The sequence below is a fragment of the Aquabacterium sp. genome (assembly GCF_016234775.1).
Lineage (GTDB): Bacteria > Pseudomonadota > Gammaproteobacteria > Burkholderiales > Burkholderiaceae_C > Aquabacterium.
The window spans coordinates 47,447-60,981 of the sequence record NZ_JACRAH010000018.1; the positions used below are offsets into that span (position 1 = coordinate 47,447).

Sequence of the window (13,535 nt, forward strand, 5' to 3'; positions counted from 1 at the left end):
TCATGGATTTCGCAGACACCCGTACCCGCCTGATTGGTTACGTGCGCCCGCAATGGCGCCAGCTAGCCGTTGCCGTCGCCTTGTTCCTGGCAAGTTCCGCCGTTGAGCCCATGGTTCCGGCCCTCTTCAAAAAGCTGATCGACTCCGGATTCAAGGACGGCCTCAAGTACCCCCTGTGGCTGGTACCGATCATCGTGATCGGCCTCTTTGTCGTACGCGGCCTGTTCAACTTCGCCGGCACGTTCGTCATGAGTTCGGCGACAACGATGATCGTGCTGAACCTGCGGCGAGACCTGATGCGCGCCTTGTTGAAGGCCGACTCCAAATTGTTCACCACGGTTGGCCCTGGGCTGGCTGTCAGCAAGATCATCAATGATCCCCAGTCCGCATCGGGTTCCCTGGGTAGTGCGGTGATCTCGATCGTTCGCGACGCCTCCACCCTGATATTTTTGGTCGGCTACCTCCTCTATCTCAACGCCGCGCTGACCCTGCTCGCCTTCGTATCCATGCCGCTGCTGGCATTCAGTGTCAAGCTGATCCGCAAGCGGCTGAACAAGGTGGGTGAAGCCCAGTACCTGGCACAGCAAAAACTGGTGACCTGCGTAGACGACAACGCGCGAGCCTGGCGCGTCGTGCGGACATTCGATGCCACCGAGTTTGAGTTACAGCGCTTCGATGGTGCTGCGGTGCACCACCGCCGCATGACGATGAAACAGATCGCCACGAGTGCGCTGGTCACGCCGATCACGCAAGTGCTGGCTGCGGTGGGCGTGTCCATCATTCTGACGCTGGCCATCTGGCAGGCGAGCCAAGGCTCATCCACTGTCGGCGAATTCGTCTCATTCATCACCGCCCTGCTGATGACGATCTCACCAATGCGCCACCTCACCGACATCTACACCCCGATCTCAGGTGCGCTCATCACGATCAAAGGTGCGTTTGAACTCATCAACGCCCCCCCTGAGCCCGACACTGGCACCGGCACGCTGCCCACCTGCAAGGGCGACATCGCCTTCCACAACGTGAATCTGCAATACGAAGGCGCCAACCACCCCGCCCTCGACGGACTCAGCCTCGACATCCAGGCCGGCCAAACCATCGCCCTGGTCGGCTCGTCCGGTGCGGGTAAAAGCACGGTCGTCAGCACCCTGCTGCGCTTTGCCTACCCCAACTCCGGCAGCATCACGCTGGACGGCACCCCGATCGACACGCTGAAACTCGCCAGCCTGCGCCGCCATTTCGCAGTCGTCTCACAAGACATCGTCCTGTTTGAAGGCTCGGTCGCACAAAACATTGCCTACGCCAGCCCGCACGGCGTGGATCTGGTCAAGGTCGAACGCTGCCTGCGCGCCGCCAACCTGTGGAACCACGTCCAGACCATGCCCGGCGGTATGGACGCCGACATCGGCACCAACGGCAGCAAGCTCTCCGGCGGCCAACGCCAGCGCCTGGCCATCGCCCGCGCGCTCTACCGCGACGCCGCCGTCTGGATCTTTGACGAGGCCACCTCCGCCCTGGATTCGGAATCTGAAGCCGTGGTGCAGCGCTCCATCGAAGACCTGCGCGGCAGCAAGACACTGATCCTGATTGCCCACCGCCTGAGCACCATCCGCAACGCCGACTGCATCTACGTCATGGCCGAAGGCAAGGTCGTCGAGCGGGGCACCCACGCGGAACTCATGGCCCTGGGTGGCATCTATGCCGGCATGGTTCGGATCCAGTCGGCGCACTGATGCCTGCGCCAACATAATCAAGCCCGAATTTAGCTGCCCAACCGGGCATTAATACGGTTTACAGGCTCGCTTGAATAGGTAATGATTTACCTTTGATATTCAAGCATTATCGGTTTTTGTGAATTTACATGGCTGACCCGACCCTGGCTGATGCACCTGGATCCCTGTCTGGCGTGGCCCGCGTGCTGGTCAACGCTGGCAAGCTGGACGCCAAGGCGGCAGAGTCCATTACCCGCGCCGCTCGCGAGCAAAAGCGCAACTTTGTGACCATGCTGGTCAACAGTGGCGCCATTCCCGCTGACGATCTGGCCCAAACCCTGTCGCGCGCGCTGGCCGTGCCCGTCATGGACCTGTCCGCCGTCGATGTGCAACGCCTGCCCAAGGGCATCATCGACACCAAGCTGTCGGCCCAATACCAGGTTCTGGTGCTGTCCAAGCGGGGCAACCGCCTGTTCGTGGCGGGCGCCGACCCGACCGACCAGGAAGCCATCGAGCGCATCAAGTTCGCCACGCAGCTCACGCCCGAGTGGGTCATCGTCGAGCACGACAAGCTCAGCAAACTGCTGGAAGGGCTCAACGCCACAGCCGAAGACCAGCTCTCCGCCCTGGCTTCCTCCGACTTCGAATTCGACGTCACCGACGATGCGGGCATGCCCGCGCCTGAAGCTGATGCGGGCGCCGCTGACGTGGAAGACGCCCCTGTGGTGCGCTTCCTGCAGAAAATGTTGATCGACGCCATCAACGCCCGCGCATCCGACCTGCACTTCGAGCCCTACGAATACAACTACCGCGTCCGCTTCCGGGTGGACGGCGAATTGCGGGAAATCACCCAGCCGCCCGTGGCCATCAAGGACAAGCTGGCCTCACGCATCAAGGTGATTTCCAAGCTGGATATTGCTGAAAAACGCGTGCCACAGGACGGCCGCATGAAGCTGAAATTCGGCAACAAGGCGATCGATTTCCGGGTCAGCACCCTGCCCACGCTGTTTGGCGAAAAGATCGTGATCCGTATTCTGGATCCGTCCAGCGCCAAACTGGGCATCGAAGCCCTGGGTTACGAGCCGGAGGAAAAAGAACGCCTGATGGCCTGCATCCACCGCCCCTACGGCATGGTGCTGGTCACGGGCCCGACCGGCTCGGGCAAAACCGTGTCGCTCTACACCTGCCTGAACATCCTCAACCAGCCGGGCGTGAACATCTCGACGGTGGAAGACCCCGCCGAAATCAACCTGCCCGGCATCAACCAGGTCAACGTCAACGACCGGGCGGGGATGAACTTCTCGACCGCGCTGAAAGCCTTCCTGCGCCAGGATCCTGACGTGATCATGGTGGGCGAAATTCGCGATCTGGAAACCGCTGACATCGCCATCAAGGCCGCGCAAACCGGTCACATGGTGATGTCCACCCTGCACACCAACGACGCCCCCACCACCCTGACCCGCCTGATGAACATGGGTGTGGCGCCGTTCAACATCGCCTCCAGCGTCATCCTGATCACCGCCCAGCGCCTGGCGCGTCGCCTGTGCGAAAACTGCAAAGCCCCCGCGGATTACCCCAAAGAGGCCATGCTGAGAGCCGGCTACAAGGAAGCCGACCTGGACGGCCGTTGGAAACCATATAAAGCAATCGGATGCTCAGCCTGTAACAACGGTTACAAAGGTCGCGTGGGCATTTACCAAGTCATGCCCATCAGTGAAGAAATACAACGCATCATTCTCACTCAGGGCACAGCTATGGATATTGCTGCCCAGGCCAAGCGTGAAGGCGTGCGAGACTTGCGCGAATCCGGCCTGGTGAAAGTCAAGCTGGGCTACACCTCGCTCGAGGAAGTCATCGCGGTGACCAACGAGTAAACATCGACGCACCGTTACGGAGTTTTGTCACATGGCCACGGCTGCTGCCAATAAACCGCAAGATACTGTCTACGAATGGGAAGGCAAGGACCGCAACGGCAAAGTCGTGCGCGGGGAAATGCGGGCGGGCGGCGAGGCCATGGTGGGTGCCACGCTGCGCCGCCAGGGCATCCTGGTCCAGAAGGTCAAGAAACGCCGTATCAGCAGCGGTGGCTCGGTCAAACCCAAGGACATCGCCATCCTCACCCGCCAGTTGGCCACCATGATGAAGGCCGGCGTGCCCTTGCTGCAGTCGTTCGACATCGTGGCCCGGGGCTCGACCAACCCGCGCGTGACCAAGCTGCTCAACGACATCCGTGGCGATGTGGAAACGGGTACCAGCCTGTCGGCAGCCTTCCGCAAGCACCCCATGTACTTCGACGCGCTGTACTGCAACCTCGTCGAAGCGGGTGAAGCCGCCGGTATTCTGGAAGCCCTGCTGGATCGCCTGGCAACCTACCAGGAAAAAACAATCGCCATCAAGCAGAAGATCAAGTCGGCGCTGACCTACCCTACAGCCGTGCTGGTGGTGGCCTTTGTCGTGGTCGCCGTCATCATGATCTTCGTGATCCCGGCATTCAAGGAAGTGTTCACCTCCTTCGGCGCAGACCTGCCCGCCCCGACGCTGTTCGTGATGGCCATGTCCGAGATCTTCGTGAGCTACTGGTGGGCCATTTTTGGCACCATCGGTGGCGGCCTGTATTTCTTCTTCCAGACCTGGAAGCGTTCCGAGCCCATGCAAAAACGCATGGACCGCCTGCTGCTGAAAATGCCCGTGTTCGGCGATCTGCTTTACAAATCTGCCGTGGCCCGCTGGACGCGCACCCTGTCCACCATGTTTGCAGCCGGTGTGCCCCTGGTTGAAGCGCTGGATTCCGTGGGCGGCGCCGCCGGCAACGCCGTTTTTGCGGAAGCCACCGAGCAGATCCAGAAAGACGTGTCCACCGGCACCAGCCTGACCACCGCCATGCAGTCGACCAACATCTTCCCGGTGATGGTGCTGCAGATGGGCGCGATCGGCGAAGAATCCGGCGCGCTGGATCAAATGCTGGGCAAAGCCGCCGATTTCTACGAAGAAGAAGTCGACGAGGCCGTCAAGGCATTGTCCAGCCTGATGGAGCCCTTCATCATCGTGATCCTGGGCACCATCATCGGCGGCATCGTGGTCTCGATGTACCTGCCCATCTTCAAGCTCGGCCAGGTCGTTTGATGCCGGATCAGCTCCTGCCGATTCTTGATGTCGTCCTGACACCCTGGGGCCTTGCCCTGCTTGGCTTGTGCGTCGGCAGCTTCCTCAATGTGGTGATCCACCGCATGCCATTGATGCTGGAGCGTCAATGGCAAAGCGATGCACGCGCCATGCTGGAGCTGCCTGAATCCACCACAGAAGCCGCGCCGCTGACCCTGTCCAAACCCGCCTCACGGTGCCCGAAGTGCGGCCATCAGATCCGCTGGTTTGAAAACATCCCCCTGATCAGCTGGCTGGTGCTGCGGGGCAAATGCTCGGCCTGCGGCACTGCGATTGGCGTGCGCTATCCGTTGGTTGAACTGGCCACTGGCGCCCTGTTCGCCGCCTGCTACTGGCGCTTTGGTGCTGAGCCGACCACCCTGCTGTGGTGCGGCTTCGTGGCCGTGCTGGTCGCTGCCGCCATGATCGACTGGGACACCACCTTGCTGCCAGATGACCTGACCCTGCCGCTGCTGTGGGCTGGCCTGGTTGCCGCCGCACTGGGCTGGAACCTGCCACTCAAGGAAGCCCTGTGGGGCGCGGTGGCAGGCTACCTGTCCCTGTGGTCGGTTTACTGGCTGTTCAAGCTGACCACCGGCAAAGAAGGCATGGGTTATGGCGACTTCAAACTGCTGGCCGCACTCGGTGCCTGGCTGGGCTGGCCCATGATCCTGCCGATCGTGCTGGCTTCGTCCGTGCTGGGCGCCATCATCGGCATTGGCATGAAGGTCACCGGCCAATTGCGTGAGGGCGTTTACGTACCCTATGGCCCCTTCCTGGCTGGCGCGGGTCTGGTCGTCACCATGGCCGGCCAACAGCGCGTGCTGCAATGGCTGGGCTGGGCCTGAACACCGGCGGCAAGCGCCTGACCATCGGGCTGACAGGCGGCATCGGCAGCGGCAAATCCACCGTCAGCCAGATGCTGGTGGATCTGGGTGCCCATCTGGTCGACATGGATGCCATCTCCCGCTCGCTGACCGCCCCTCAAGGCGCCGCCATTGACGCCATCACCCAACACTTCGGCCCCGACTTCATCGATGCCAGTGGCGCGATGGACCGCAACCGCATGCGCGAGTTGGCCTTTGCCGACCCAGGTGCGATGGCGCGCCTCGAAGGCATCCTGCACCCCCTGATCGGGCAACATGCAGCAGCCCGCGCTGCCCTCGCCCTACCCGCGCAGCACATCGTCTACGACGTGCCCCTGCTGGCTGAATCAGGCCGCCTGTGGCGAGACAAGGTCGATCGCGTGCTCGTCATCGACACCTCGCCCGAGACCCAGATCGCCCGCGTCATGGTGCGCTCCGGCTGGCCCCGCGAAGCCGTTGAAAAGGTCCTGGCCAAGCAGGCCCAGCGCGAAACGCGGCTGGCATTGGCTGATCACGTGATCCTCAATGAGGGCTTGAGCCTGGAAGAGTTGCGCGCAGAAGTCGAGAAGCTCTGGCGTCTGTGGAACAATGGTGTCTGATCGTGTTTGAACTGCTTCATCAGGTGGCGCATTGATCCTCTACGAATACCCTTTCGGCGAAAGCATCCGCACGATGCTGCGGTTGGAACATCTCTTCAACCGTCTGGGCATCCTGATGTGGCGCGAAGCCCCAGTGGATCACCATTACGCACTGTCCACGATCTTCGAGATCATGGATGTGGCCTCGCGCGCCGATCTCAAAAGTGATCTGCTGCGCGACCTGGATCGCTACAAGCTCCAGTTCCAGGGCTACCGCGGCAACCCGGCCATCCAGGAAAGCGTGCTCGACGATGTGCTCTCGCGCATCGAACGCGTGTACAGCGGCCTGAACCAATTGCCGGGCAAGGCGGGCCAATCGCTGTCCAGCAACGACTGGCTGATGAGCATCCGCAGCCGCATCAGCATTCCCGGCGGCACCTGCGAATTCGATCTGCCCTCGTACTACGCCTGGCAGCAAGAGCCTGCGGCCAAACGCCAGGCCGACCTGCAGCAATGGATCAGCACCCTCACGCCACTGGCCGAGGCTCTGAAGCTGATGCTCAGCCTGCTGCGTGATGCCGGGCACCCGCACATGGTTGCGGCGCCTTGCGGGCAATACCAGCAGAACCTGAAAGACAACCGCAGCTACCTGCTGCTGCGCCTGCGCATTGACCCAGCGCTCGGCCTGATCCCCGAGATCAGCGCCAACCGCCTGATGGTGTCCATCCGCCTGATGCGGCCGGATGCCGATGGCAAGCTCAAGATCGCCTCGGATCTGGATGCCGGGTTCGAGTTGACGCTCTGCGCCTGAAGCAAGGCCTGACAAAGAGACTGACCATGAGCAGTACAGACAAGAAGCTGGAAGTCCGCTGCCCCTCATGCGGCACCATGCACACCTACAGCACCGACAACCCTTACAGGCCTTTTTGCAGCAAGGGCTGCAAGGCGATTGATCTGGGCGCCTGGGCGAGCGAGAGTTACAGGGTAGAGGCCAAGCCAACGACCGAAGACTTGCTGGACCCCGATCCAGCGCCATAGACGACTGCCAACACCATGAGCCCCAACCATGCGCCCGACCTGGCTGCGGCACTGGCCGACGAAGGCCCTGTCGTCATCGCGTTGCGACGAGCTTTCCCCCATGCGCTGGGCATCTATGCCTTCGGGAGCATGGTGCAAGGCACAGCAAGATCAGACAGCGATCTGGATCTGGCCATTCTGGTAGAAGGATACGCTGCGCCACTGGCACTATGGGAGGCGGCAAATGAACTGACAGGGCTACTCCACAGGCCTGTCGACCTGCTCGACTTTCGAGCAGCCAGCACGGTGATGCAAGACCAGATACTGAACAAAGGTAGAAGGTTGTGGGGGAAGGAGCCCCAAGCAGGACTCTATGAATGCTTCGCCATGAGCGAAAAAGGCCGACTGGAAGAAGCCCGTGCGGGGATACTGACCGACATCGCCAAGGAAGGTCGTGTTTATGGCAGATGACGTTCTACTCAACAAGGCCGCCACGATCGAGCGTTGCGTCGCCCGGGCACGCGAGGAATACGCCGCAGCGGGGGCCAACTTCCATGCCGATTATTCCAGGCAGGATGCCGCCATTCTGAACATTCAGCGCGCCTGCGAAGCGGCCCTCGACATTGCCTATCATTTGATCAGGGCGCACAAACTGGGCCTGCCGCAAAGCGCCCGAGACGCCTTTGATCTGTTGGCGCAAGCCACGCTGCTGGATCCGCCACTGGCAGAAGCCATGAAAAAGATGGCCGGTTATCGCCATATTGCAGTCCACAACGACCAAAAATTGTTGCTGCCCATCACAGAAAACATCATCCAGCACCATCTGGATGAGTTCTCGCAGTTCACATCCGTACTGATCAAGCAGCAAAGTGGTCTGCCGTGAACACAATCGGAAGAGGCGCCTGACGCAAAACAAAAAAGCGACAGTTTTACGGGCAATTTCAGGTTGCTGAATTGGCTGAAAGGACTAGGATGTACCGATGCTGCAGCGCAATAAGCACGCCATCTTTCGAGGAAGCAACATGAAAGATCGTCATTCAAGGCCGCCTGTACCACGCGCTCGTCCCGCAGTGGCATCACCCAGTTGCTACGCTGGCTGCCACTACACTTATACGCATCACGCCAAAGCGTCCTGACTGGGACCTGGCGCAACAAAATAGCGGGAGCGAACGTGGCCACAATGTTGACTTGGGGGCTGGCGTCTGTTTTGGGCAGCAGCTTCGTGGTGTGCGCCCTGCTTGTACTGACACAGCGCTGGCATGGCAAGCTCTCTCTTGACCACGATCTGGCTGGCATTCAGAAAATCCACGCCAAACCGGTGCCCCGTATAGGCGGGCTGGGCTTGGCTTTCGGATTGCTCATCGCGGTCATCACCGGCTACGCCAACGGTGGCAAGACCTACCCGACCACACTGATCCTGCTTGCATGTGCTGCGCCAGTGTTCCTCGCAGGCCTTGCGGAAGATCTGACCAAGAAGGTTCGCGTCCGCACACGGCTTCTGGCGTCGTTTGCCTCGGCAGCCCTGGCCATCTGGATGCTGGACATCCGATACACACACCTGGACACCATTGGTCTGGACGCACTGATCCAGTACCCCGTTTTTTCGGTTTTGTTCACCGTTTTTGCCGTTGGTGGCGTCACGCACTCCATCAACATCATTGACGGCTTGAATGGCCTGGCGGCCGGCACGGTGTCCATCATGCTGGCTGGGCTGGCGGCCTTGGCCTGGATGCACGGTGATGTCCTGGTCATGAAACTGTGCCTTTGGGGCATTGCATCCATGGTCGGCTTCCTGTTGCTGAACTACCCGTTTGGGCGCATCTTCCTGGGGGACGGTGGCGCCTACCTCGCGGGCTTCTGGCTGGCACAGTGCGGGGTGATGTTCCTGGAGCGGAACCCTGGCGTGTCTGCGTGGGCCTTGATGCTGGTGTGGATCTATCCGGTGTGGGAAACGGTGTTCTCCATGTACCGCCGTCGCGTCAAGGAGGGGATCCAGACCGGTCAGGCCGATTCGGGGCACTTGCATCAACTGATCTACCAGCGCCTGCGCATGAAGGCACAAGCCAAGGGGGGGCCTAGCCCGGATTGGCGTGGGCATGGTTTGGCAAGCGCAGCCATCTGGGCGATGGTGGTGGGGTGTCAGCTCGTCGCGGTAGTTGCCAGTGAGAATACGACCATCACCTGCATTGCGGTGTGGACCTATGCGGCTGGGTATGTTTGGCTCTATCGAAGGCTGAGCCCCCACAACAAACACGTCCACCAGCATGCTCATGCTGCCAATGTTTGACAGACACAGGCTTGCTTTGTCCAGTCACTCAGATACAGGACACTTCTACTGATCGATCGCCAAACGCAAATTTGTATCGATGATTGCCACTACGCTGCTCGCGCAATGCCATCGTTTCGTAGTTGTCCTTCAGAGGCTGGTCCCATACCTCCCGCAGCGCAACTGACTCCTGCTGAGACGCACCGTCCAGAAGTTGAACCACGGCGGCATACAGACTCAAGGCTCGCAGAGGTTGGGTCGAAAGCACCGCTCTTTGCCACTGAGCCTCTCCAAGCCAAGACGGAAGCTTGCTATCAAGCACGGCACACGTGTCAATCGAGATGTGTAGATGCGAAGGCCGCTGGATCGACGACGCGTGTCCGCCCAGTTGTCCATACTTGGGTAACGCCCCCTCTCGAGCCTCGACTTCGCGCTGCAATTGTTGCGCTAGCAACCTGAATATCTCAAATGGCGAAGGATGCGCCACTTTCTGACGCCAACTCATGTCCGTTACAGGATTGCCCATCAAAGCAGATGCCACGATGATTAATTCTGACGCCCGAGGATGGCATATGTGGATAGCGGTCACCTTACCTGAATCAGCATCAAATTGATACCAAAGCTTGCCTTCTTCACGATGGACATCTGTCCAAGCCAACGCGCGAAAATCAATCTCCCTCCAACGGCCAGTCAGAAAAGCCCACTCATTCCCAACCATTCCCAAGGAAACCTCGCCGTGGAAGAGTACGGGGAGTCGCGAAAGCTCCCTCAAATCAAACCGGGCACTACCAAACCACCCAGCAATCAACGCCTCAGCGTGCAACTCCGCTTCCGAGACCGTCATCAGGCCAACGGCATCACCAACCAAGAAGATGTCAGGACGGGCGGGATGACAAGCGCGACGCAAGTCCAATTCAAATAGTTCTGGTAGGCGCCCATCAACGCTTGGCACATCCGGTACGGGGCGACCCAGAACCACGATGTGATCAATGTCAGCCCAGACGTCCGCAGCCCCCTTGGCCACTCCAAAAAGCTCGTTCTGGGTGCCGCCAAGCACACGGAATGATTCATGTACAACCAGTCCTGCCCTTTGCGCCTGGCGTAAGTAGTACTTGAAGGACGGCAACGATGCAAGCGCATTACCCTGCAACATCACCGCTGGGCGCAACCCCAAACGCGCAGCAGCCAAGCCTACCGCAATCGCTGCAGGGTTCTGATCAGCGACGATGGCTACGCGGCTCCCCTCTGGAAGCGTCCAGAAGGATTCAAGAGAACACAGTTTAGGGTTCCCCTGCAATACACGAGGAACTTCATACCGGCTCCCCGTCGCCAGAATCAGTCGGTCAAACGGCAGGGTTTCACCGCTATCAAAGACCAAGTTCCGACCAGACACCTCTCTCACCCCACCGTGCAGCAACTTGTCCCCTCGTGAAGTCATCTGCTGAGCTACCTTAGCGCGCAACGATGCGACAAAAGACGCCAAGCCTTCTCGCACTTCGATGGTCGACAGATCGGCGGGGCGCGACAAAACATATTCCATGGGCATACAGCCAAAGTTCACACACTTGCCCCCGAACATCCCTCCTTTGGACACGTTTGTGACATTGTCAAAGCCATGATCGTGAAGTGCCTGAAGGCACGCCAAGCCGGCCGGCCCATTTCCTACGACGACGATATGTTGTGACCGCTCGAACGGGACTGCCTGCGCAACCGGTGCTCTCCCCAACGAACGTACTGTAGGCAGGAGTCTGGGGTAGGTCTGGCGCAAACGCACAAAAAGCCCTTCCGCCATGCGTCGACCAAAGTACCCCTTGAGCCACGTGCCAAGACTCACTCCTCTCGCTCCCATGACGCTAGACAAGTGGCGGCAGCCACGCGACGGGTATGCGTGATCGATATATGAAAACGAAAATTCAATGCCGCAATATCAGGCTTGGAGACACGCAACTCCACAAACGGCTTCCCAGCATCGTCATGGCAAACAAGGATTTCATCCATGCGAAGGTCAAGCAATTTCGCGTGTGATTTCTTGACCGCCTCTTTCACGCAGAAAATTCCGCACAGATGCGCGCGCGGATCCGGTCTCAGAAGGGCTGTCGCAATTTCGGTAGAGCTGAAGTGCCCAAAGTAAAAGGAATGCCCTCGGTAGTCATCAGTTTCTGGCAAATCCTCGATCTCTTGCATGTCCAATCCCACCCCGAAATCCCCTGTGATCGAGGAGCGACTGGCAAACGACCTCGGCGAATCAGGCTCGCGGATAGCGGTATCTCTGACCTTGGGGAGGTCAGTCGACGGATCAGCAGCAGAACTGTTGTGCGCAGCCTCAATCATCTGGAGCAACTCACTCACTCGCAAGTGGAGCCCTATTGGTGGCAATCTACGCTGTGACTCCTTCTCGATTGCACTGCGCAATGCACTCAACCCGAACGAAGAAGTCAAGCCAAGGGAGCCTAGAGACGATGTATCAGCAATAGCATCTGGCGACTGCCTGACCATCTTGGCCAGAATCATGACGAGATTGGCCCTGTCCATGACTTACGCCCAGCCACCCACACAACGATGGCATACACCGCCGAGAGTTCCGTCCTCACGGATATAGGCTGTCAAGTAACCATCCTTCTGAAAATCCCGATAGTACTGGCCGATGCCGACACCACATCGATCACATACAGTGACCCTCAACGCTCCACGTGACGAGGCCGGGTCAATTACCTCTTGGACTGGAGGCGCATAGCTGAGCACCCTTTCCCGAAGCGCCCCCAAAAACTGAGCAACATCGCGCCCATTCGTTACGCGATGGTCAAATGTCAAAGTTAGGGACATAGGATGCTGGGACTTTGTGCTGTCCCCGCCAATGCCAAGGATTGCGCTCTGCGCACCGTTGATCAATGGGTGAAAGTGAAGCACGTCAAAGCCAGACAAATCGGTCACAGTGAACGTTGATCCACTCATTTCTTCAGGCCGAATCTTGTTCTCTAGATAGCGCATGCCGATATCCAGCGTGGACTCGAAAAACGCCACAGGCGTCATTCGATCAGCTTCCGGCAAGCTCACCACCTTCAGCCCTTTTCCAAGATCAAATGCGAGCCCAAGATCGATGCGGTCATAAAAATGAACTTCATCCGCGAAAAAGTACGCGGTGAGCTGCGGCCAGTCCTTCAACAGACGCGACAACTCGAAAAGAATGACGGGTTGAATGTTGCCGTCAAATGCATGTTCGGCCTTCAGTCGATTGCGAATGGGCAGAGAATCAAAGTAGACCGTCAGGTTGCTGTTAACGTTGCCGTTTTCACCTAAGCTCAAAGCCGATATTTCCGCCTGCTTGCTCTGGGAAACTCTGACTTGACGCGGCGTGACCGGCATCCTCGCTTGAGTGAACTCAGCGTCACCAGAAACAGGCAAGCTCGGCACTGATGCTTGACTTCGGCGAGAGAGCATTGTGGAATCCAGCATGGCCGCAGTAACCAGTCCGCGCCCATCAAACTCCGCCTCACTCATGCCGCGCTCAGCCAACAATTGAGATGCCTTTTTGGAGAAGCGCGTACTGTCAAAGCGAACCGGCGTCGATCCCGAAACGGCACGGCCTTCTCGCAACACACTCGTCAATTGCCCCGCCACCTGACTGCTTCCAGGTGAGCGTTTGGCGATGAAAGGCTCTGACCTCACGTCAGGGGTGCTTGTCAAGGTCACGACCGAAGACGCTTGATCTAACTCGCTCAGACTCTCGGACACAAGGTACAAAGGCTCACCCACCCGTACAACTGCCGGAGCTTTGTGCAAGGGCCTGATATACCCAGCATCCTCTGCCTGTATGGTGACCACCGCCTTGGACGTTTCGACGTCAACCACGTCCTGTCCGGGCTCGATTACAGCCCCAGACAAGACATGCCAAGCGACGACTTCAAGCTTGTCATCGTTCGTATTAATCCGAGGGGCAGCAACGGTCTTCAACATA

At 59.1% G+C, this 13,535-nt stretch carries 13 protein-coding genes; 10 read left to right on the top strand and 3 right to left on the bottom strand.

Features of this window, described 5'->3' with window-relative positions; genetic code table 11:
• Positions 1-2 precede the first annotated feature (2 nt).
• From HY836_RS05335 to HY836_RS05380, 10 genes are all read left to right on the top strand, one after another.
• Positions 3-1,733 (top strand): ABC transporter transmembrane domain-containing protein, encoded by a 1,731-nt coding sequence (locus tag HY836_RS05335; RefSeq protein WP_290674299.1) that lies wholly within the window; start codon positions 3-5, stop codon positions 1,731-1,733.
• Positions 1,734-1,861: 128 nt separating this feature from the next.
• A complete protein-coding gene (pilB, locus tag HY836_RS05340; protein ID WP_290674301.1) occupies positions 1,862-3,586 on the top strand; it encodes a type IV-A pilus assembly ATPase PilB in 1,725 nt (574 codons plus the stop codon).
• Positions 3,587-3,617: 31 nt separating this feature from the next.
• Positions 3,618-4,835 carry a type II secretion system F family protein gene (locus HY836_RS05345; protein WP_290674303.1) on the top strand — a complete coding sequence of 406 codons (1,218 nt, stop codon included), beginning with the start codon at positions 3,618-3,620 and terminating at the stop codon, positions 4,833-4,835.
• Positions 4,835-5,701: an A24 family peptidase gene (locus HY836_RS05350; RefSeq protein ID WP_290674305.1), complete on the top strand. Its 867-nt coding sequence runs from the start codon at positions 4,835-4,837 to the stop codon at positions 5,699-5,701. Before HY836_RS05345 ends, HY836_RS05350 begins: the two co-directional genes overlap by 1 nt.
• On the top strand, positions 5,683-6,318 hold the full coding sequence (gene coaE, locus HY836_RS05355) for a dephospho-CoA kinase (RefSeq protein ID WP_290674307.1): 636 nt from the start codon (positions 5,683-5,685) through the stop codon (positions 6,316-6,318). Before HY836_RS05350 ends, coaE begins: the two co-directional genes overlap by 19 nt.
• A 31-nt stretch (positions 6,319-6,349) precedes the next feature.
• Positions 6,350-7,108 carry a cell division protein ZapD gene (zapD, locus tag HY836_RS05360; protein WP_290674309.1) on the top strand — a complete coding sequence of 253 codons (759 nt, stop codon included), beginning with the start codon at positions 6,350-6,352 and terminating at the stop codon, positions 7,106-7,108.
• Positions 7,109-7,134: 26 nt separating this feature from the next.
• Positions 7,135-7,335 carry a DNA gyrase inhibitor YacG gene (locus HY836_RS05365; RefSeq protein WP_290674311.1) on the top strand — a complete coding sequence of 67 codons (201 nt, stop codon included), beginning with the start codon at positions 7,135-7,137 and terminating at the stop codon, positions 7,333-7,335.
• A gap of 15 nt (positions 7,336-7,350) precedes the next feature.
• Positions 7,351-7,785, top strand: coding sequence for a nucleotidyltransferase domain-containing protein (locus HY836_RS05370; RefSeq protein WP_290674313.1), 435 nt, complete (start codon positions 7,351-7,353; stop codon positions 7,783-7,785).
• Positions 7,775-8,197, top strand: coding sequence for a DUF86 domain-containing protein (locus HY836_RS05375; protein ID WP_290674315.1), 423 nt, complete (start codon positions 7,775-7,777; stop codon positions 8,195-8,197). Before HY836_RS05370 ends, HY836_RS05375 begins: the two co-directional genes overlap by 11 nt.
• A 297-nt stretch (positions 8,198-8,494) precedes the next feature.
• Positions 8,495-9,601 carry a glycosyltransferase gene (locus tag HY836_RS05380; protein WP_290674375.1) on the top strand — a complete coding sequence of 369 codons (1,107 nt, stop codon included), beginning with the start codon at positions 8,495-8,497 and terminating at the stop codon, positions 9,599-9,601.
• A 28-nt stretch (positions 9,602-9,629) separates the two neighbouring features.
• Here the strand turns inward: HY836_RS05380 and HY836_RS05385 are convergent, their stop codons facing one another.
• Genes HY836_RS05385 through HY836_RS05395 form a run of 3 tightly spaced genes read right to left on the bottom strand, consistent with a single transcriptional unit; the run spans position 9,630 to position 13,534 of the window.
• Positions 9,630-11,429, bottom strand: a complete 1,800-nt coding sequence (locus tag HY836_RS05385; protein WP_367114630.1) for an FAD-dependent oxidoreductase — start codon at positions 11,427-11,429, stop codon at positions 9,630-9,632.
• Complete coding sequence (locus tag HY836_RS05390; RefSeq protein WP_290674317.1) at positions 11,411-12,091, bottom strand: holo-ACP synthase; 681 nt, start codon at positions 12,089-12,091, stop codon at positions 11,411-11,413. Before HY836_RS05390 ends, HY836_RS05385 begins: the two co-directional genes overlap by 19 nt.
• 24 nt (positions 12,092-12,115) lie before the next feature.
• Entirely contained in the window at positions 12,116-13,534 is a 1,419-nt protein-coding gene (locus HY836_RS05395; protein ID WP_290674320.1) for a 2-oxo acid dehydrogenase subunit E2, read from the bottom strand.
• Position 13,535: the final 1 nt, after the last annotated feature.